Source organism: Idiomarina fontislapidosi (assembly GCF_003226255.1).
Taxonomy (GTDB): Bacteria; Pseudomonadota; Gammaproteobacteria; order Enterobacterales; family Alteromonadaceae; genus Idiomarina; species Idiomarina fontislapidosi.
On the sequence record NZ_QJST01000008.1, the window covers coordinates 66119 to 87166 of the forward strand.

The following is a 21048-nucleotide window of genomic DNA, read 5'->3' on the forward strand; positions in this document are numbered from 1 at the left end:
TTACCAGAGCACAGTCACGGTGAGTGTATCGGAGTACGTGCCGGTGCTTGGAGCGACAGCCGATGGCACACGTCCATACACCACGTAATTTTGTTGTGTACCAGTACCGTTTGTTGAGAGCTCTTCACCGCTGTTTACATCGCCCCAGCGCGTGGTGCGTGCGGCATCCTGATACACTTCATAGCCAATTAACTCACTATTAATCGCGTTAAACATGTTTCTAACCGAGCCACTCTCGTTAGAGCCATTGTTAATGCCGATTTGATAAGCTAAGCCATCACTGCATGTCATTTGTATACCTGTACCTGCCGCTCCGCCTCCGGTCGCATCGACCGCCATCGCTAGGTCAGTCACCGTGCCAAAATCAAGCACCCCGAAGTCATTACTGCCTCCAGATGTATCGAGGTTATCCACCACACAGGTCTCTTCTACGATGAGTGTCACTGACATGGTGCCTGTTACTTGTTGCGCGTTGACCGCACCTACTGAACAGAAAGACACTGCAGCGAGTAGCGTATACATGGGCTTATTTGAAAACATAACAACCTCAACATGTGAATATTATTTGTGTCATATAATATTAAATAGGCGTGGTTGTATAATTTAGCAAATGATTATAATTGAAATATTTAGAACGTTAATAATCTAAGATGTAGAAATAAAAGAGGTAAATAGGGGAAGTAAAGTCATCGGGAGGTAGTGAGGTTGGCAGCCGGTGTAAAAATAGTGAGGACGAGTTACTCGTCCTCATAATCATCCTCATCTTCATCAAGAAAGGTGCCCCAGCCGTCGTACTCGACGTCGCACTCCTCGGCAACTACGAGTATTTCTCGAATTTGACGAGCCAGCACATCTCGGTCGAGAGTGCTTTCTGTTGATGCGGCAAAAGCAAACCAGCGCTCGCCTTGTTCATCTTCAAACTCATCCGCGTCATCAACGTGATAGCCTTCTTTGACCATCTCGACGGCTGCTTTCTCGAGCTTAGTAAAGTCTCTAGAAGCAAGGTGATGCTCGATCAAATAATATTCACTTGGATCAGCGCCATCTTCGAGCAGCGCATCAATCGTCGCATTACTTTGCTCCAGTAAGACATCTAATATTGAACTCATACATTTCCTTTATCGTTTGCACTGATCTGTTGATCCAGTTGAGCAATTTTGTGCTTCATTACCTCGTGTGTTTCACGTGATAGTTGGCGTAAAGACTCTTTAGAATAATTGGCAATATTAATCGGTTCTAAGAACTCAATTTTTAGCGTTCCATTATTCCAGCGGTTCATTTTAATCTTTTCATGCAAATTTGAAACACACACGGGCACAATATTTACTTGTGCTTTAAAGGCAGTATGAAACGCGCCATTTTTAAACGGCAATAACCCACGTCCGTAGCTTCGCGTACCCTCGGGAAACATCCAGACTGAAATATCTCGGCGCTTAATCGCATCCGCTGTTTGTGAAATGGTGCCGTGTGCACGACCTTTATTTTTTCGATCGATTAAAATATTGCCAGCCAACCAATAGAGTTGGCCAAAAAACGGGATGTAACGTAGGCTCTTTTTGCCTACCGTCACTGTATTCGGGGGCAACATAGCCGCGATAGTAAAAATTTCCCAGCTATTCTGATGGTTACAAATATAGACATAGGGTCCACCCGGCGGCACATCAGGATGCACTTTAACTTCGAGCTTAACGCCCAGAATACGTGTAACCGAACCAAAAATACGTGCCCACACGTATGTATTATTACGATGAAATGGCCTTAATATACAGAATATACAGCCGATAACTCCGAACAGGACGACAAAAATCCCTAAAAATATCCAGCGTATCGCAGCTAACATCATTACTCCTTGTTGTTTTGCTCGGCTAGTATATCGTGTTTATTCAAAATAAAACTCCGATCAGTCAATTATTAGGTAAGTTATGGCGCTATTCACTCGACCCGATATTTCCACCGATGTGTATATCGAGCTTATGGATGAAATTAAAGAACTCCACCAACAAGCGGAGAACAGCGTCATTGCGCTAGAGTCAACTCCCTACTCCGAGCCACATCAACAAGCACTATACCGAGCCATCCACACCATGAAAGGCGACTTAGGGATCATCGGGCTCGACCCTATGGTGCCTTTAATTGGCGCCGTAGAAAATCTACTGGATGATATTCGCAATCAACGTCTCACGTTTAGCGCTCTTATCGGCGACATCGTTTTTAATTTGATCGACCAAGTGTTCAATTTTGTTCAGTCATGTAAAAACAGTACACGTATTGAATATCCCGAGCAACGTTATCAACGCGTCATCGCGTTATGCCGATCACTCGATTACGATGATCTCGATTCAGCATTGCGCGAGGTGCTCGCCACACTTGCCCCAGAACTCGTTATCACCGCCGACCTTGACGAGCAACCAAGCTATCATCCGAGTTCTGATGATAATGCCGCCGCCGATTTACAGCTGTTTGAAGCACTTATCGATCAAGCTGAGCAGCGTTCAAGTTATTGGCAAGGCAGGGCAAAACGTCAATTGAAACTTGCGCTACTAATTAACAGGCACGCGGGTTCCCCGATAGATGATCGGCAACTTACCGCGGCGTGCTACGTGCACGACTTCGGTATGTCTTTTTTGCCGCTGACGATCTTACATGCCACCGAAGCCCTCGATGCCACACAAAGTGACACTTTAAAAACACATGTCTATCTATCGGCTAAACTTTTAGAGAACTTGCCGCAGTGGCAAGAGGCAAAACATATGGTGCTGCAGCACCATGAACGAGTCGATGGCAAAGGGTATCCGAATGCGCTGACGCAAACGCAAATATGTGACGGGGCGAAAATTCTAGCGATTGTCGATACATTTGATGCTATGACTCACGAGCGTGCGCACAAACATCACCTGAAGCGTCCTTTCAGCCGTGCTCAGGCAGAGATAAGACGATTAGCAGGGACACAGCTGTGTCCCTACTGGGTCACCGTATTCAACGATGCAATGGAAGACCTTATTAATGCCAAACGCGGGCTCTAGTTTACTCGTCGCTCTCGTCAGCACTGATCGTTGCATCTTGAGCTGTTGCAGTTGACTCCACCTCGATGCGATCAACGCGTTGCAAGCCGCGTGGCAGCTTGTTGCCCCGACGCCCTCGGTCGCCATGATAATGCGCCAAGTCAGCAGGCTTTAAGGTCAATTTTCGACGTCCAGCATGCAAGGTCACGGTGCTTTCTGGACTTGCCACACTCACAGCGACAACGTACTCCTCGCGCGACTGCGCTCGCAACGCCGGGATACTAATCATTTTGTTGCCTTTGCCCTTCGCCAACTGCGGTAAGTCAGCAATAGGGAACACCAACATACGCCCCTCGTTGGATACAACGATAACTTGCGCAGCAGCAGTGTCTTGTACTGCCACCGGTGGCATCACTTTAGCGCCGGTAGGCAAGCTAAGAATCGCTTTACCGTTTTTGTTACGCGAAACGAGGTCTTTGAATTGGCACACAAATCCATAGCCCGCATCAGAACTCAGCAAGTAATAGTGTTCATCTTTAGCCATCAGCGCATGCTGCACGGTCTCACCCGCGACCATATTGAACCGCCCAGTTAACGGTTCACCCTGACTTCGCGCGGAAGGCAAAGCATGCGCCTCACACGAATAACTGCGCCCGGAGGTATCAAGAAACACGACAGGTAAGTTGCTTTTGCCTTGTGCTGCGGCTTGAAAGCTATCCCCTGATTTATAGCTGAGTTTTTCACCATCAACATCGTGCCCTTTGGCGCAGCGCACCCAGCCTTTCGCTGAAAGCACAACGGTTACCGCCTCAGCAGGTGTCAATTCCGTTTCGCTCAAGGCGCGGGCTTCAGCTCGCTCAACCAACGGCGAGCGACGTTCGTCGCCATATTTCTCAGCATCAGCGAGAATCTCTTTTTTAATCAGCGTTTTTAGTCGGCGATCCGAGTTGAGTAACTGCGAAAGCTGTTCACGTTCTTTCTCTAATTCATCTTGCTCGCCCTTGAGCTTCATTTCCTCGAGTCGAGCTAAGTGACGTAATTTCAATTCAAGAATGGCTTCAGCCTGAGTATCTGTCAGTCCAAACCGGTTCATTAACTCTTGCTTGGGCTGCTCCTCGTAACGAATGATTTCTATCACTTCATCAATATTCAAAAACGCGATCAATAAGCCCTGCAAAATATGTAAACGCGCTTCGACTTTATCAAGTCGATATTGCAAGCGTCGCGTCACTGTTTGTTTTCTGAACTCAAGCCACTCGGTTAGAATACCCAGTAGCGGCTTCACTTGGGGGCGACCGTCCAAACCAAGAATATTTAAGTTAACCCGGTACTGCTTCTCAAGGTCTGTCGTGGCAAACAAATGCTTCATTAACTGTTCAGTATCAACGCGATTTGAACGCGGAACAACGACTAACCGCGTGGGGTTTTCGTGGTCTGATTCATCGCGCAAGTCAGAAACTAAGGGCAGTTTTTTTGCCTGCATCTGCGCCGCAATCTGCTCTAATACTTTCGCACCCGAGGCTTGATGAGGTAATGCAGTCAGTACGATTTCACCCTCTTCAAGGTGATACTTAGCACGCATTTTTACAGTCCCACGCCCCGATTCATAGAGCTTCTTCAACTCAGTTTTAGGTGTAATAATTTCGGCGTCGGTGGGATAATCAGGTCCTTGTAGGTGCTCCATCACCTCATCTAAATCTGCGCTCGGCTTATCAATCAATAATGCACACGCATTAGCTACTTCACGGGCATTATGAGGCGGAATATCCGTTGCCATCCCAACAGCGATACCAGTAACGCCGTTAAGCAAAATATGCGGTAGGCGTGCCGGTAGCATTTTCGGCTCGCGCATCGTGCCATCAAAGTTTGGAATCCAGTCGACCGTGCCTTGCCCGAGCTCGCTCAACAATACTTCGCTAAAGCGCGATAACTTAGCTTCAGTGTAACGCATGGCAGCGAACGACTTAGGATCATCCGGCGATCCCCAGTTGCCTTGACCATCAACGAGCGGGTGACGATAGCTAAATGGCTGTGCCATCAGTACCATTGCTTCATAGCAGGCGCTATCACCGTGGGGGTGAAATTTACCAAGTACATCACCCACTGTGCGAGCAGACTTTTTGTATTTCGCCAGTGCCGAAAGTCCGAGTTCAGACATTGCGTAAATAATTCGACGTTGCACAGGCTTTAGGCCATCGCCAATATGCGGTAACGCACGGTCCATAATGACGTACATCGAGTAGTTGAGATATGCATCCTCAGTAAACTTACTCAGCGGTGTGCGTTCGGTTACTTCACTCGACATTGAGCTGTTCTCCATTTAAATTCATTTCGCGCAGTGGTTATGTTTATAGTTCTGCCAGATCGGCCATATTGCCTTTGCTCTCAAGCCAAGTACGGCGGTCGGCTGCTCGTTTTTTCGCTAATAACATATCCATTAATTCTTCCATCGCCTCAGCATCGTCAATAGTGAGCTGCACGAGTCGACGGGTATTGGGGTCCATGGTCGTTTCACGAAGTGTTAGTGGGTTCATTTCACCCAACCCTTTGAAACGCTGCACGTTGACTTTACCTTTGCGTTTCTCCGCTTCTATGCGATCGAGAATGCCCTGCTTCTCGCCTTCATCGAGGGCGTAAAAAACATCTTTACCGACATCAATTCGATACAACGGCGGCATAGCAACAAAAATATGACCTTGCTCAACCAAAGGTCGGAAGTGTTTTACAAATAAAGCACACAGCAAGGTCGCAATATGTAAGCCGTCAGAATCCGCATCAGCCAAGATACAAATCTTGTTATAGCGCAACTTATCCAAATCAACCGAGTTGGGATCAACACCGATAGCGACTGAAATATCATGGATTTCTTGTGAGGCAAGGATCTGCTCTGGGTCGACTTCCCAAGTGTTGAGAATTTTACCGCGCAACGGCATGACCGCTTGAAATTCGCGATCACGTGCTTGCTTAGCAGAGCCGCCCGCTGAGTCACCCTCAACTAGGAACAGTTCGCTGCGTTCACTGTCTTGACCCGAACAGTCGGTTAACTTGCCAGGCAATGCCGGACCTGAAGTGACTTTCTTACGCACAACTTTTTTGCTGGCTTTTAGGCGCCGCTGTGCATTGGAAATACATAATTCGGCCAACGCCTCGGCTTGTTCAGTGTGCTCGTTCAGCCAGAGACTAAAGGAATCTTTCACCACCCCAGAAACGAAGCTGGCAGACTGACGTGAGGATAAGCGTTCTTTTGTTTGTCCGGCGAACTGCGGATCTTCCATCTTTAATGAGAGAATATAACTGCACCGTTCCCACACATCATCGGGAGTCAGCTTTACGCCTCTGGGCGTTAAATTGCGGAACTCACAGAATTCGCGCATCGCCTCCAGCAAGCCTTGTCTTAATCCATTGACGTGTGTGCCACCAAGTGCTGTGGGGATTAAGTTAACATAACTTTCGGTTACCGCTTCGCCGCCCTCAGGCAACCACGTCACCGCCCATTCGGCAGCTTCCGTTTTACTGACAAAGCTACCGTCAAACGGCGCTTCAGGTAATGTCGGATAATCCTCTACCGCTTCACGCAGATAGTCGGTGAGTCCATCTTCATAAAACCAGTTTGTTTCCTCGCCATCAATATGGTTGATAAACCGAATCGTTAAGCCCGGACAGAGCACCGCTTTAGCGCGCAGCAGATGCGTTAGCTTAAGTACCGAAAACTTACTGGAGTCAAAATACTGAGGGTCGGGCCAGAAGTGCACTCGAGTACCTGTATTTCGTTTTCCACAGGTGCCTGTTACCTCAAGTTCCGATACTTTGTCACCGTTTTCAAATGCCATTTCATAGACTTGGCTATCGCGGCGGATGGTGATTTCAACCCGTTTCGACAATGCATTGACAACCGAGATCCCGACGCCGTGGAGTCCCCCTGAAAACTGATAGTTCTTATTGGAGAACTTGCCCCCTGCGTGCAGCTTACACATGATCAATTCGACACCAGGGATTTTCTCCTCTGGGTGAATATCGACAGGCATACCTCGCCCATCATCAGTCACCTCAAGCGACTGATCTTTATGCAGCACAACAGTAATGGTTTTAGCATGACCTGCAAGCGCTTCATCGACACTATTATCAATGACTTCTTGACCTAGGTGATTGGGGCGCGACGTGTCTGTATACATACCCGGTCGACGTTGGACCGGCTCGAGGCCGTTTAAGACCTCGATCGAATCGGATTTATAATCTGTCATGGTTATGATCTAATTTTTTGGACCAGCGCGACACATTGTCGTTTATATGGTTATTATTGTGGATTCAATGTACCGCTATTATCGGTTTATTTGAAGTCGTGTGGTAAAAATTTATCCAAGCGCAACATGGGCTGTTGCCCATGGGTTCGAATCAGTGTCAGCCAGTCGGCGAGGAACTGATTTACTTGGTGTTTTTCATCAGGGTGACGCATGTCTGGGTTAGGCTGTTGATAATGCACACGAAGTCGACTCACACCTTGGCTGGCAAGCACTTCGGCCATACGCACATCATGATACAACCGAACATCCAACTGGGTTAGCAGGTAATCGGCCGACCAATGCTCGCGCTTTTGCGCTATTCTAACATCGCTGGTGTACTTTGATTCATTTAACCACGTGATTTCGAAGACAAGATGTGCGCCCGCACGAATCAGACGCAACTGATTGTGATCGGGTAATAAACCAATCAGTCCCGCATAATTGCGTTCATTAATACGATGTAACTCAGCTACATCAACAACGTACCGCTCATTTCTCATAATCGACGCGTCACACCTTTATACTATTTTGCAAATGGCAGAGTATTTATATGCAATTGAAGCCATTGTAGACCAATCACACTGGCGGCGTTATTAATCCGCCCTTGGTTTAACCATTCTATCACGCTTTCAAATGATTTGACGTGCACACGAATGTCTTCGTGTTCGGATTCAACGCCGGCAAATTCTGCCGCCTGACTCGCATCCACCTCGGCAATGTAGATGGTCAAACGTTCATCTGTGCCGCCCGGGCTCGAGTAGTAGCTCAACGCTTTCACCAGTTGTTTGGCACGCAATCCCGCTTCTTCATATAGCTCGCGGTGTGCAACTTGCTCCGCGGTCTCATCGCCATCGAACATGCCCGCGACGAATTCCAGTAACCAAGGACCGTGCTCATTAGCCATGGCGCCCATACGGAACTGTTCCAACACCACCAGTTCGTGCGTGACAGGATCGTAAGGAATCACTACGACAGCATCGCCACGCTCCATCAGCTCTCGCGTTATCGTGGGTCCCCAGCCGCCAGCAAACAACTTATGCTTGAGTTGATACTGATTAACTGACAAAAAACCTTTATAAAGTGAATCTTTACTTTCAATTTGAACGTCGTTTTTACTAAACTGTTTCACAACAAATCCCTAATTAACGCTAAAAATGAGCAGCTCATCTATTTACATACATTCTGTTACACTTAAGCGTGATCTGAAACCTTCTTTCGCTTAAAGTTAAGCCAAATTAAGTTTAAACTGGTAATCATTCAAACGTGTATGTAAACTTATCGAAGATTAAAAGCGACTCATACACTGATTACATTGTCGAATACCATCAGCACAGGGCAACGTTAGCAATGAAAAAACATTTAGTGTCCATTACTGTTGGCTTAGCGCTAGCCACAGCGAGTTTTACCACCAGCGCAGAAGATTTACGTGACGTATACCAGTTAGCTGTGAAAAATGATCCAGCGTTACTGCGTGCCGCCGCTGAACGCGACGCCGCACAGAAAAACGTAGACATTGCCAATTCCGCATTTTGGCCACAAATTAACGGTGAAGTCGGTCTCAGTGACTCATCAACTGAATCTTTCCAGCCTGGTCTAGGTACTTTTGAACGTGACTCTGATGGTTGGAGCGCGGGCGTCAGCTTAAGCCAAAATATCTTTGACTGGAGCACTTGGAAACAATCAGATATCGCTGATAAACAAGCGTACCGCGCTGAAGTGGCTTTTCAAGCCGCCGAGCAAACACTCCGTTTGCGCGTAGTAAATGCTTACTTTGGTGCATTACAAGCAAAAGATGACTTAGCTTTTGCACAATCAGAGAAGCGCGCTATTGAACGACAACTTGAGCAAACTAAACAACGCTTTTCTGTTGGTCTAACAGCGATTACTGACGTTCATGAAGCTCAGGCGCAGTATGACAGCGCCGTAGCCCGTGAAATTCAAGCGCGTAATGCGGTTGAAATTGCGATGGAAAACATTCGTGAAATCACAGGCCAGTACCCACAGTCATTGGCAGGTCTTAATACGGATACCTTTTCACCTTCTGATCCACAACCAGCAGAAGTATTACGTTGGGTCAAAAAGGCTGAAGAGAACAACTTAAACCTAATGCAAAGCATGGTCAGTGTTGACATTGCAGAGCAGCAAATCGCGGTCAATCAAGCAGGTCACTACCCAACTGTGGGTTTAACAGCGAGCTACAATACGCAAGATACTGAAACGACTATCGACGGTTCCACAACTGATTTGCCACGCCTTGACTCACGTTCAATTGGCGTCAACGTATCAGTGCCTATCTTCAGTGGTTTCCGCACCTCATCGGAAGTGGCTCAAGCACGTGACAACTACGTTGCGGCAAGCCAGTCGATGGTTGAAACCCAGCGTTCAGTTGAGCGTCAAGTACGTAATGCATACTATGAAGTGAATGCGTCAATTGCCAGTATTCGAGCATTCCAACAAGCCGTCACCTCGGCGGAGAGTGCACTTAAGGCAACCGAAGCAGGTTTCGAAGTGGGTACCCGTACCATCGTTGATGTACTGAACAGCACTCGTAACTTATTCGATGCTCGTCGTAATTTGGCGCAAGCACGTTACGGCTATATTCGTCAGCGTATCAACCTCGAACAAACAGTTGGCGAGTTGCAAGCAGATGATTTGCAAGCAATTAACGAAAGCCTCTCTGAAAACGTCGATAGCACTGCAGCTGAATAAGCCGCTTTTATAACTATCGACCGCAAAGCGTGCAGTGAATGGTCGGTTCACTGCACGTTTTTAATTTGTGGTAACCTTAATATTATTCGTTCCAAAATAAGAACTGTGTCTGTGATCGAACAACCCAAGTTTAAACTCTATTTTCTTCACCCCAAGTTTTGGCTAACCTGGCTAGGTGTGATTTTTCTGTATTCCGTCTCGTGGCTCCCCTATCGTTTTCAAGTCTTCCTTGGTAAAGGCTTAGGTCGGCTCCTAATGAAAGCGCTACCGCGTCGAGTGGCTATTGCACGCCGTAATCTAACACTCGCTTTTCCCGATAAATCGAGTGATGAGATTGACCATTTGGTTAAGAAAAACCTCGAGAATACCGGCGTTGCCTATTTCGAAGTCGGTATCGCTTGGTGGTGGCCCAATTGGCGAATCAAACGCAAACTCCATGTTCACGGTGAGGAAAACTTACGCGATGCGCAGCAGGATGGAAAAGGCGTGTTGATGTTGCTGTTTCATTTTCTTAGTCTCGAAGTGCACGCACGTCTACACGGTTTTGTTGAGCCTGCAGTAGGCTTGTATCGCCCTCACAATAATGCAGTTATGGAGTATTTGCAGACGAAGGGACGGGCGCGTTCTAACAAATATATGATCCAACGTCGCGATGTGAAAGGCATGCTGAACGCGATTAAGAACGGCGACATCGCAGGTTATTTACCCGATCAAGACTACGGTCGTCGACGTGTCGTATTTGCGCCCTTCTTCGCTGTACCTGATGCCTCAACAACGACCGGCACCATGCTTTTTGCAAGTCACAAAAACTGCAATGTGATTGTAAGTCGCTGTGTGCGACGCGACGATGGAACGGGCTACGACGTTTACTACGAGCCCAAGCTTATAAACTTCCCAACGGGCGATGATGTTGCGGATGCAACCTTGATTAATCAGCTCGTTGAGCAAGCGGTGTTAAAAGCGCCCGAGCAGTACTTATGGGTGCACCGACGCTTTAAAACACGCCCCGAAGAGGACATGCCCAGCTATTATAGCTAGGACGCCTCTCCCTCGCCCAATAAGCGCTGCCAGACACGACGAACCGCATCCCGTTCAGCGGTTAGGTCGTGTTGGCTCAACGCATCCTGTCCTTGCAATGCCAGCGCGTGGCTCTCGCAGCGAAATATTTGATACGCATTAATAAGGTCCTGTGCCTCAACGGCATTAATGAGCCGGCATTGCTCTGCACAGGTCAGAATCCTTATATTATCGGAGTACTCTGTGAGCTGTGGGTACTCATGGGCATAATTCAGCACTAAATATTGCGCAATAAACTCAATATCCGCAATCCCGCCTGGGTCTTGCTTAATGTCAAAATGCGCTCCACCGCTGGATAGGTGCGCACGCATTTTATGGCGCATACCTAAGATGTCATCGCGCAGTAACTGCGCTGCTCGACTGCGCGATAAAATCGCACAACGAATATCTTGCAGATCGGCTTGCAATGCATCAGTACCATAAATCGGGCGCGCACGAACTAATGCCTGTAATTCCCAAGTCCACGCCTCATCGCGAAGGTATCGGATAAACGAATCTAGCTGAGTCACAAGTAACCCCGCTTGCCCTGACGGTCGCAACCGTAAATCCACCTCATATAACACGCCCGCTACCGTGCGAGTCGTAAACAAGTGCAGAATACGTTGCGCTAGCCGAAGATAGAACTGTTGCACCTCTATCGGTTTAGGACCATTCGTTTGCCCCTCATAGGCAGCATGCGTGACAAACACTAAGTCAAGATCGGAACCATAACCGAGTTCTAACCCCCCTAACTTACCATACGCCAACACACCGAATCCGGTGTCATGAATCGACCGACCAGGTGGCGTGCCATGGCGCTGTTCCATCTGTCGCCACGCGAGGTGCACAACTTCTGCGGTGACTGCTTGAGCCAAGTAACTCAAATGATCACTGACCTTCATCAACTCAAGTCCACCGGTTATGTCAGCTGCGGCAATTTTTAGCTGGAGCACTTGCTTGGCTTGCCTAAGCGCATCCATTTGTGACTCTAAATCATCTTCCGGTGTTCGCACTAAAAACTCATTCAATACACTCGGATACTCATTGAGTTCGGGTAGCTGATACAGATGCTGTGGGTCGATAAGCTCGTCCAACAAAATAGGATGCAGTGCAAGTTGTTGAGACACCCAGGGTGACGCTGCACACAGTCGGCATAACTGGATACGGGCGCCTGGGTTTTCTGCTAGCAGCTCGATGTAGGCCGTTCGACTCATAATCGCCCGAATAACACCCAATACTCGCTCAAGAATCATCACAGACTGTGGCTGCGCAATAACCTGACGAAACAGCAAAGGCATTAACCGCGCCAGCGCGGCACGTCCCCGCGGTCCTGAGCTGCGTTTGCGCGCCTCGGTGCGGAACTGCTTTATGAGTCGCCAAATACCATCCACATCCTGCTCGCCTTCAGCAGCAATGATCTCAATCGCGGCATCATCATCCAGCATATCTTGCCAGAGCACTTGTAAGCTTTGTTCTTCCTCATCACATTCAGAGCCTTCACCGACCACCTGCTTGAACTCATTATGAATAAAGTCCATCGCCTGAATAATACGTTGTTCAAGCTGCTTATAACTTGGCTCACCCATAAGGTAAGCCAGCTTTTCTTGTTCGTGAGGGTCAGTCGGTAGCTTCTGCGTTTGCTCATCGGCGAGTTGTTGCAGACGGTGTTCTACCTCACGAAGCAATTCATATGCTTCCAACAACCGTTTAGCGACCGTCGCTTCGAATATATCCAACTCAACCATTGAGCGGTAAGCGTCGTAAATTGAGCGCGTTTGTAATGACTTCTCGCGCCCGCCGCGAATTAATTGGTGTGCTTGGGCAATAAATTCAACTTCACGTATACCACCAGCGGCTAACTTAATATTACCCTGCGCACCTTGTCGCCTTGTTTCTTGGGTAATTAACAACTTCATTTTTCGCAGCGCTTCAATAGCACCAAAATCAATATAGCGGCGGTACACAAACGGACGAATCAAGCTTTGGAAGGCATCCGCTTGTTGGTCTTGCAGCCGGTTCAGTAACCGCGCTTTTACCATGGCATAACGCTCCCAGTCCCGACCTTGCTCTTGATAATAATGTTCAAGTGCCGCCAAGCTGGTAACCAGAGGCCCTGACTGTCCAAAGGGTCGTAAGCGCATATCAACACGAAACGCTTGGCCATCAAAAGTATTCTCGTCTAATACCGCGATCAGCGCTTGGGCAAGACGAGTAAAAAACACCGAGTTCTCTACCGAGCGACGACCACCCTGTGTCTCACCCTGCTCTGGGTAATAGAAAATAAGGTCAATATCCGATGAAAAGTTGAGTTCTCGTCCACCGAGTTTCCCCATACCAAGCACGTAAAGGTGTTGCAACGCTCCCTCGGCATCAATTGGCTGACCTAAACGTTGGTAAAAGCGTTGCTCAAGCCAATGTAGTGACTCGATTATCAACGTATCTGCCAGTTCCGAGTAAAAAGCCAGTGATTCTTCAAGTGTCCGTTTTCCTTGCCATTCAAGCAACGCGCTTGCAGCCATGTGTGTATGTCTGAAACGACGCACCGTTGCTTTAAGCTCATTCTCGGACTCAATAGATGCAATCGCCTGCAAAAATGCTGTGCGCGTATTCTCAGCCGACAATGGTGTTTGCCAGGCGCTCACCAGCGCGTCAGGGTAGCGCTCTGCAATTTGCGCGACAAAGGCGGATATCGCCACGGCATGACGTAACGGATCGCGCAACGCCGCAGGCACGTCTAGCTGCTCTTCAATACGCTGCCAAACAGGCTCAGAGGCGTCGATAAACGACGACGCGGGTAATTTATCTAAACGGTTTTGCATTATTGCTGCCAATAGGGTTCACGGCGTAATGCAGCCTTACGTGAGTACTCTAACGCGGTTAGCAACGACTCGCGTTGTACTTTTTGCCACTCAAGTAATTTCTCATCCGCCATCTCGTCACTGTTTTTAACCATTTCATGAAGTATATGGAGCGCGTTTATCTCACGGATCCCGCGCGCGAGATCAAGCCAAGGCGAACGGAAGTTATCGCGTTGTTGTGCATCATAGAGTTGACCTAAACAGGTGCCGAGCATCAAGCTATGCTGTAGAGGAGGCAACAACTTCAAATAGCGCTCTTCAGTCATATCTTCAACTTCTTCAAAAGCCGATTGCACGTCTTTCCAGTCATTACGTAAAAGCTCCGTACTCCAACTTTGGCAGGGTTGCTCTAACGAATCATTAGTCGGTTTTTCCATCAGGAACTGAGATAAATCAAGTAATACACATTGATACGTATTCGAACGTACAACGTTGATCAGTTCGGCGAGTTGAATCACTTGTTGTTGCGTATCTTGCAAATGTTCGTAAAGGCTCGATTGCTTCTTAAGCGCACGATGATAAGCCCCATCCTCGGCCGTTAGCTCTGCCAATCCCTCAAACCGTTTCAACCAACTGAGTGACTGGTGAATCTCTGCCATACGATTGGCTAAATCCTGACAATCAATACCTAAGCCTTGTAGCTGGTCCAGTACCGAGCGACATAAATAAATACCATCGGCCATGCCTTGTGCAGCACGGACATGTGCATGGTGCTCCAGACACGCCTCATTGTGTTGCCAATGGCGTAAACCGTATTCAAGCGCTTTATACAGAGCATCGGCCAAACTATAGTCTGGGTTAATATCCACAAAGTGAGTTTGCACAAACGGTTCAAGCGCGCTTTTACCGGCAAGCAAATAACCTCGCGCCGCTTTACTCAATGACCCCATGCGGGCCCCCGCGTTTTTCACCAACCGTTCTGCTAAGCGATAAACATCCGCCAGATCACCACCTTGCAATTCGAGTTCCATTTCGACAATACGCTCGGTCTTATCACCCGCACGAATTTCGCCAATATCAAGTACCAGCTCTATTTGCCCGTCGCCACTCGGGATATGCCACTTATGCCGCGTAAAGTCGGTTTTAAAAAGCTCCTGTAAATCGCGTTGAATGTCGTAAATCGGAAAGTCATCCGGCCAGATGGATTCATCAAACAGCGTAATATCCGGCTCCATGGAGTCTACGTCGAGGTTATACTCAGGGCGCTCATGCATACCGCCAAGCACTCGGCCAGCCAATTTGATTGTTTGCTCTAGTTGATCCCCTGACTGTCTGATACGTAACCCCATATCATACTGTCGTAATCTCAGATCGCTGGTATCAAAGTACGCGTTTGCCAATTCAAGCGCTTGATATGACGATTCTGCTCCATGTTCTTGTGCCATGGTGCGACATTCATTGAGTGTATTCTCACGCTGTTGTGGCTCAATTAATAGTTTGAGCTCAATTTCTTGTGACATGTTGGGATACCCAGTGCTAGAAGCTTTGTGCTAAAGGTACTGACTTGTTTCCTAAGGGTCAATAAACATTGTTTTCAAGGCTTTATTGACAGTCGTCGAGAAAATATGCAACGTGACCTTGGAAAGTCTTTACCGGCGCAAAAATAATCGTATACTTGCGCCCGATTCCCATCGTTGGGGAAGCACGCCGAGCTTCGGCCTGGCCAAACAGGAGATGCTATGTTCAAAGCGAGTGAGGTGCTATCCAAAAGCCATCAGGCAGAGGATCTGAAGTCCTTACAGCAAGCAATAACCGACAACTATATCGTCGATGAAGACGCATATATGCGCGAGTTGTTGCCGCTGGTGCCGTCAGATGATGACGCGGTTAGTACAGTAACGGAGCGCGCCGCGAAGTTAGTCGAGCAAGTGCGAGAGCAGGCCGACAACGGAATGGTTGATTCATTTTTGCAAGAGTACAGCTTAGACACGAAAGAGGGGATTATTCTCATGTGTCTTGCCGAGGCTCTGTTACGTATTCCCGATGCAGCCACTGCAGACGCCTTAATCCAAGATAAGCTATCAGGCGGTGATTGGCAGAAGCATATGGGTCAAAGTGCATCATGGCTCGTTAACTCGGGCACCTGGGGATTAGCGCTGACAAACAGCGTGATTAATCCAACGGGTAAGGCGATGGAAACACCGCGTGGTGCATTTCGTCGGATGATTCGCAAACTGGGTAAACCGGTGGTTCGTAAAGCGACATATGCCGCTATGCAAATCATGGGCAAACAGTTTGTTCTGGGTCGAACCATTGATGAAGCATTGAAGGAAAGTCGCGAGAACCGCGATAAAGGCTACACACACGCCTATGACATGCTAGGTGAAGCCGCCCTGACGATGAGCGATGCTGAATACTATAAGCAGCAGTACGTTAACTCGATAAAAACCATTACCAACGAAGATTTCAACAACCCAGATGCACCACGTCCGACTATCTCTATCAAGCTGTCGGCGTTACATCCGCGTTACGAAGCGGCGAATCATGAGCGCGTTTTAACCGAGCTTGCGACGACGCTGACAGACTTAGTAAAACTCGCCAAAGAAGCCGATGTCGGTGTGACTATTGATGCCGAAGAGGCAGATAGACACGAGTTATCGCTTGAGTTATTCGAAAAAGTTTACCGCAGTGGTGTGTGTAAAGGCTGGCCTCGCTTTGGTCTGGTTGTGCAAGCGTACTCAAAACGTGCACTGCCAACCCTATGCTGGATTACCGCGCTTGCCCGTGAATGTGGTGACGAGATCCCAGTTCGCCTAGTAAAAGGTGCGTATTGGGATAATGAGATCAAGTGGAGCCAAGAAAATGGTGTCACCGGCTACCCGGTGTTTACCCGCAAAGCGCACAGTGACCTTTCATATATCGCCTGCGCTCGCTACTTGTTGAGCGATGATACCGATGGTGCCATTTACCCTCAATTCGCAACTCATAATGCTCAAACCATTATGGCGATTGAGCACATGAACGAAACACATAAGCGTCGTATCGAGTATCAACGCCTGCACGGTATGGGCGACAACCTTTACGATACATTGATGAAGCAAAAGCCAGGTATGGTTGTGCGTATCTATGCACCGGTAGGACCGCACCGCGACCTACTGCCTTACTTAGTGCGCCGCTTGCTCGAAAACGGTGCCAACTCTTCATTCGTTCATAAACTCCTTGATGCGGATACACCAGTCAACGAACTGGTTGTACACCCACTGAAAACAGCAATGCGTCACGAAGTTTATGCAAACGACAAGATTCCACTTCCTCCTGCGATGTATGGGGAACGCAAAAATTCATTAGGATTGAATATGAATATTCACTCACAAGCAGATGATTTCATTGCCGCAGTACAACAGTATCGCGACAAACAATGGCAAGGTGGCCCAATTGTTGACGGCAAGACCGTTGAAACTGACCACCAAGTTAGTATCACCAGCCCGCAGGAAACGGCGAAACAAGTCGGTCGTATTTACTGGGGTGATAAAAAGCTTGCGGAACAAGCCTTGCAGAGCGCTAACAAAGCTTATCGTGCATGGCGCGAAGTACCTGTCGACGAGCGTGCAACTTGCCTAGAGAAATTTGCCGACTTAATGGAAGCCAACCGCAACGAGTTGATTGCATTATGTTCAGTTGAAGCGGGTAAAGGCTTGCAAGACGGTATTGACGAAGTTCGCGAAGCCGTTGACTTCTGTCGCTACTATGCAAAAGAAGCACGTAAGTTAATGGACGGCGAAATCCAATTGCCGGGACCTACTGGCGAAGATAACAAGCTGAAGCTCGAGGGTCGTGGTACCTTCATCTGTATCAGCCCATGGAACTTCCCACTGGCTATTTTCGTTGGGCAAGTTGTAGCAGCACTGGTCACAGGTAACTCAGTTATTGCTAAACCAGCTGAGCAAACAGGTCTCATTGCTTACCGCGCGGTGCAGCTAGCACTCGAAGCGGGCATCCCAGGCAATGTCTTGCATTTTATGCCGGGTAGCGGTGCAGAAGTCGGTAGCTTCTTGACGTCTCAAGAGGACATCGGTGGTGTTTGTTTCACTGGTTCAACTTACACAGCGCAAGCGATCAACCGTGCGTTGGCGGCTCGTACTGGACCTATCGTGCCTTTGATCGCCGAAACAGGTGGTCAAAACGCAATGTTAATTGACTCGACTTCTCTGCCTGAGCAGGTTGTCACCGACGTCGTTGCCAGTGCGTTCCAAAGTGCAGGTCAGCGCTGTTCAGCACTGCGTGTATTGTTTGTCCAAGATGACATTGCAGACCGTATCTTCGACTTACTGCGTGGCGCAATGGAAGAGCTTGAAGTCGGTGATCCGCTGTTGCATGAAACAGATGTTGGTCCGGTCATTGATGGTATTGCTAAAACCAACTTGGAACAGCATATCTCAGACATCCAACAAGCAGGTCGTCTGATTGCTCGTGCGCCAATGCCTGATTACACCCAAGGCGGAACGTTCGTGTCACCGACTGCAATCGAAATCGATAGCATCAGCCAGTTAGTGAAAGAAAACTTTGGCCCTATCTTGCATGTTATTCGCTACAAGACAGAAGAATTGGACGACGTTATTGATAGCATTAACGGTACCGGATATGGTCTTACTTTCGGTATCCATAGCCGTAACGAGACGTTTGCTTACGATATCGCGAGCCGTGTTGACGTCGGTAACGTTTACATCAACCGTAACCAAATCGGTGCGATTGTTGGCGTTCAACCGTTCGGTGGGCGTGGAATGTCAGGTACTGGACCTAAAGCAGGTGGACCACACTACCTCACTCGCTTCATTACCGAAAAGACACGTTCGGATAACATTACAGCGGTCGGCGGAAACGCCACATTGCTCTCGCTCGACGACTAAAAGACCTCGAGCCTATCGACAAACAAAAAGCGGCGCATCAAGCGCCGCTTTTTTTATTTCCTAACGATTATCTAAGATACTTACGTCTGTTCCTGCGAGCTGCTGCTCCAGCGCCTCATCGTAAATAATATAAACTTCATGTTTGTGCCCTGCCGCACTAAACTCAAGTGCCGCAATATCCACTTCATGACGCACAACACGTGGTGACTCACTCAGTTGATAATGCTTAGGTGGCAAAATAAAACGTTGTTCGATGAGCTCTCGCCCATCCCAACAGGCGGCTTCTTGTTTTGGTCGAAACTTCACCACGATAATAATAAATACCATCATGGTTGCGAGTGCGCCAAGCGCTATTAACCAGAGCGGAGCCTTTCCGCCAATGTATATTGCCATCCACAGGGCTAAAAAAAAGCCGCCCCAACCTTGGGGGCGGCGACTATCTCGATAAAACCTAATAGTTTGATTAGAAGTCTTCGTCGTCATGTAAGTATAAGCTCTCACTACCGTCTTCGATAGCACTGATAAGCGAAGCAATACGTGGCAGCATTCGGGCAAAATAAAACCGCGCTGTTTTGATTTTGCTGGCTAAATAAGGCCGCTCATCTTGTTTTGTCTCGGCTACCAGTGCCATGCGTAACCATAAATATGCATAAGCAATATAACCGACTAAATGTAAATACTCCACCGCAACCGAGTTGACTTGGTTCTCGTCACTCTGAGCGCGTTCAATGATCTGGCTGGTAACTCGCTCAAGGTCAGAAATTGCATTTGCCAACTGATTAAATTGAGTTGACCATACATCGCTGCTTGCTTGCTCAATAAACTCACGGATTTCAGCAACAAACGGATGTAGCAGTTGGCCGTTGGAGCCCACTACTTTTCGACCCAATAAGTCCAAGGCTTGAATACCGTTAGTACCTTCATAAATCTGGGCGATTCGAGTATCACGAATTAACTGTTCTTGACCCCATTCACGGACATACCCATGCCCGCCAAAAATTTGTTGGCCATGAATAGTTGATTCTAACCCAGTATCAGTTAAAAACGCTTTTGCCACGGGGGTGAGCAATGCCACCATCGCATCAGCACGCTGTTTCACTTCTTCCGACTCACCGTACTTAGCGCGGTCCAACTGTTGACCGACCCAAGTTGAAAACGCACGACCACCCTCGGTCAGTGATTTCATGGTTAACAGCATGCGGCGGATATCGCCATGTACCAACAAAGGATCGGCGGCCGCATTCATATCACGTGTTGCTTTTGCTCCACGTCCTTGGATCCGGTCCTTCGCATATTCAAGCGCGTTTTGATAAGACCGCTCGGCAGTACCCAAACCTTGAATACCAACACCCAGACGCTCGTAATTCATCATCGTGAACATCGCGGCCAAACCACGATTCGGCTCACCTACCATCCAGCCACGTGCCGCATCAAAGTTCATCACACAAGTTGCAGAGCCATGAATACCCATCTTGTGCTCAATGGAACCACAGCTAACCGCATTGCGTTCACCCACTGAACCATCTTCATTCACGAGGTATTTAGGAACGACAAACAGCGAAATACCTTTAGTGCCGGCAGGCGCATCTGGCAGCTTTGCTAAAACTAAGTGAACAATATTATCCACCAGGTCATGCTCACCACCGGTGATAAAGATTTTCGTGCCTGAGATTAAATAGCTGTCGTCACCTTGCGGCTCAGCTTTGGTTTTAATAATACCCAAATCGGTACCAGCATGTGGCTCGGTAAGACACATGGTCCCCGTCCATTCACCTTGCACCATTTTCTCTAGATAGGTTTGTTTGATGTCTTCGCTGGCATGCAAGTCAAGCGTCATAATCGCGCCCGAGGTAAGCCCCGGATACAACGAAAAGGCGACATCTGCTGAGCACAGCATTTCTTCGTACTGTGCGGAGAGCGATTTTGGTAAGCCCATTCCGCCAAAGTCAGGGTTTGCGGTAACCCCGACCCAACCACCTTCAGCTAGCTGGCGAAAATTTTCTTTGTAAGCGGCTGGCGTTGTCACTTCACCGCCATTAAAGGTGACACCTTCTTCATCCGCTTGGCGGGAAACGGGGGCAATGAGCTGTTCCGCAACTTTCGCTGCCTCATCTAGGATCGCAGACGCAGTATCCTGATCCATCATATCCGCAAGCATATCGCTTTTTTGCCAATCGGCGGTGACATTGAATACATCATGAAGGACAAAGTCCATGTCATCTCTTGGCGCACGATAATCGGCCATGACCTACCTCTCTTTAACAATGTGAAGCCCGTTCAACGCAATTTTCAAACG

General features: G+C 48.2%; 15 protein-coding genes. 4 read left to right on the forward strand and 11 right to left on the reverse strand.

Annotated features, from left to right (window positions below):
* From DFP83_RS09320 to DFP83_RS09330, 3 genes are all read right to left on the reverse strand, one after another.
* A complete protein-coding gene (locus DFP83_RS09320) occupies positions 1 to 540 on the reverse strand; it encodes a Csu type fimbrial protein (protein ID WP_110575062.1) in 540 nt (179 codons plus the stop codon).
* A 197-nt stretch (positions 541 to 737) separates the two neighbouring features.
* On the reverse strand, positions 738 to 1109 hold the full coding sequence (gene rraB / locus DFP83_RS09325; RefSeq protein WP_110575063.1) for a ribonuclease E inhibitor RraB: 372 nt from the start codon (positions 1107 to 1109) through the stop codon (positions 738 to 740).
* On the reverse strand, positions 1106 to 1840 hold the full coding sequence (locus DFP83_RS09330) for a 1-acylglycerol-3-phosphate O-acyltransferase (protein ID WP_110575065.1): 735 nt from the start codon (positions 1838 to 1840) through the stop codon (positions 1106 to 1108). Before DFP83_RS09330 ends, rraB begins: the two co-directional genes overlap by 4 nt.
* A gap of 82 nt (positions 1841 to 1922) precedes the next feature.
* On the opposite strand from DFP83_RS09330, the gene DFP83_RS09335 reads away from it, so the two are divergent.
* Positions 1923 to 3023: an HD-GYP domain-containing protein gene (locus DFP83_RS09335; protein ID WP_110575067.1), complete on the forward strand. Its 1101-nt coding sequence runs from the start codon at positions 1923 to 1925 to the stop codon at positions 3021 to 3023.
* Between the two features lies 1 nt (position 3024).
* On the opposite strand, the gene parC is transcribed toward DFP83_RS09335, so the two are convergent.
* The 4 genes from parC to DFP83_RS09355 all read right to left on the reverse strand — a co-directional run bounded on the left by parC (position 3025) and on the right by DFP83_RS09355 (position 8411).
* Positions 3025 to 5307 (reverse strand): DNA topoisomerase IV subunit A, encoded by a 2283-nt coding sequence (parC, locus tag DFP83_RS09340; protein ID WP_110575069.1) that lies wholly within the window; start codon positions 5305 to 5307, stop codon positions 3025 to 3027.
* 43 nt (positions 5308 to 5350) lie between these two features.
* Positions 5351 to 7243 carry a DNA topoisomerase IV subunit B gene (parE, locus tag DFP83_RS09345; protein WP_110575071.1) on the reverse strand — a complete coding sequence of 631 codons (1893 nt, stop codon included), beginning with the start codon at positions 7241 to 7243 and terminating at the stop codon, positions 5351 to 5353.
* 86 nt (positions 7244 to 7329) lie between these two features.
* Positions 7330 to 7782, reverse strand: a complete 453-nt coding sequence (locus DFP83_RS09350) for a DUF1249 domain-containing protein (protein WP_110575073.1) — start codon at positions 7780 to 7782, stop codon at positions 7330 to 7332.
* Positions 7783 to 7805: 23 nt separating this feature from the next.
* Positions 7806 to 8411, reverse strand: coding sequence for an NUDIX domain-containing protein (locus DFP83_RS09355; protein WP_110575075.1), 606 nt, complete (start codon positions 8409 to 8411; stop codon positions 7806 to 7808).
* A 218-nt stretch (positions 8412 to 8629) separates the two neighbouring features.
* Between DFP83_RS09355 and tolC the strand changes: the two genes are divergently transcribed.
* Positions 8630 to 9991, forward strand: a complete 1362-nt coding sequence (tolC, locus tag DFP83_RS09360) for an outer membrane channel protein TolC (protein WP_110575077.1) — start codon at positions 8630 to 8632, stop codon at positions 9989 to 9991.
* Positions 9992 to 10102: 111 nt separating this feature from the next.
* Positions 10103 to 11029 carry an LpxL/LpxP family Kdo(2)-lipid IV(A) lauroyl/palmitoleoyl acyltransferase gene (gene lpxL / locus DFP83_RS09365; protein WP_110575079.1) on the forward strand — a complete coding sequence of 309 codons (927 nt, stop codon included), beginning with the start codon at positions 10103 to 10105 and terminating at the stop codon, positions 11027 to 11029.
* On the opposite strand, the gene glnE is transcribed toward lpxL, so the two are convergent.
* Positions 11026 to 13866 carry a bifunctional [glutamate--ammonia ligase]-adenylyl-L-tyrosine phosphorylase/[glutamate--ammonia-ligase] adenylyltransferase gene (glnE, locus tag DFP83_RS09370; protein WP_110575081.1) on the reverse strand — a complete coding sequence of 947 codons (2841 nt, stop codon included), beginning with the start codon at positions 13864 to 13866 and terminating at the stop codon, positions 11026 to 11028. The genes lpxL and glnE overlap by 4 nt on opposite strands.
* A complete protein-coding gene (locus DFP83_RS09375) occupies positions 13866 to 15365 on the reverse strand; it encodes a CYTH domain-containing protein (RefSeq protein WP_110575084.1) in 1500 nt (499 codons plus the stop codon). Before DFP83_RS09375 ends, glnE begins: the two co-directional genes overlap by 1 nt.
* A 219-nt stretch (positions 15366 to 15584) precedes the next feature.
* On the opposite strand from DFP83_RS09375, the gene putA reads away from it, so the two are divergent.
* Complete coding sequence (gene putA, locus DFP83_RS09380) at positions 15585 to 18752, forward strand: bifunctional proline dehydrogenase/L-glutamate gamma-semialdehyde dehydrogenase PutA (protein WP_110575086.1); 3168 nt, start codon at positions 15585 to 15587, stop codon at positions 18750 to 18752.
* Positions 18753 to 18812: 60 nt separating this feature from the next.
* Here putA and DFP83_RS09385 read toward each other — a convergent pair whose 3' ends face one another.
* On the reverse strand, positions 18813 to 19145 hold the full coding sequence (locus tag DFP83_RS09385) for a hypothetical protein (protein WP_241971619.1): 333 nt from the start codon (positions 19143 to 19145) through the stop codon (positions 18813 to 18815).
* Between the two features lie 70 nt (positions 19146 to 19215).
* Complete coding sequence (locus DFP83_RS09390) at positions 19216 to 20997, reverse strand: acyl-CoA dehydrogenase C-terminal domain-containing protein (RefSeq protein ID WP_110575090.1); 1782 nt, start codon at positions 20995 to 20997, stop codon at positions 19216 to 19218.
* Positions 20998 to 21048 lie beyond the last annotated feature (51 nt).

Bases quoted from the DNA above. Each gene is read 5' to 3' on its own strand.
- DFP83_RS09320 (WP_110575062.1), bottom strand. From the start codon at position 540: ATGTTTTCAAATAAGCCCATGTATACGCTACTCGCTGCAGTGTCTTTC.
- rraB (WP_110575063.1), bottom strand. From the start codon at position 1,109: ATGAGTTCAATATTAGATGTCTTACTGGAGCAAAGTAATGCGACGATT.
- DFP83_RS09330 (WP_110575065.1), bottom strand. From the start codon at position 1,840: ATGTTAGCTGCGATACGCTGGATATTTTTAGGGATTTTTGTCGTCCTG.
- DFP83_RS09335 (WP_110575067.1), top strand. From the start codon at position 1,923: ATGGCGCTATTCACTCGACCCGATATTTCCACCGATGTGTATATCGAG.
- parC (WP_110575069.1), bottom strand. From the start codon at position 5,307: ATGTCGAGTGAAGTAACCGAACGCACACCGCTGAGTAAGTTTACTGAG.
- parE (WP_110575071.1), bottom strand. From the start codon at position 7,243: ATGACAGATTATAAATCCGATTCGATCGAGGTCTTAAACGGCCTCGAG.
- DFP83_RS09350 (WP_110575073.1), bottom strand. From the start codon at position 7,782: ATGAGAAATGAGCGGTACGTTGTTGATGTAGCTGAGTTACATCGTATT.
- tolC (WP_110575077.1), top strand. From the start codon at position 8,630: ATGAAAAAACATTTAGTGTCCATTACTGTTGGCTTAGCGCTAGCCACA.
- glnE (WP_110575081.1), bottom strand. From the start codon at position 13,866: ATGCAAAACCGTTTAGATAAATTACCCGCGTCGTCGTTTATCGACGCC.
- DFP83_RS09375 (WP_110575084.1), bottom strand. From the start codon at position 15,365: ATGTCACAAGAAATTGAGCTCAAACTATTAATTGAGCCACAACAGCGT.
- putA (WP_110575086.1), top strand. From the start codon at position 15,585: ATGTTCAAAGCGAGTGAGGTGCTATCCAAAAGCCATCAGGCAGAGGAT.
- DFP83_RS09385 (WP_241971619.1), bottom strand. From the start codon at position 19,145: ATGGCAATATACATTGGCGGAAAGGCTCCGCTCTGGTTAATAGCGCTT.
- DFP83_RS09390 (WP_110575090.1), bottom strand. From the start codon at position 20,997: ATGGCCGATTATCGTGCGCCAAGAGATGACATGGACTTTGTCCTTCAT.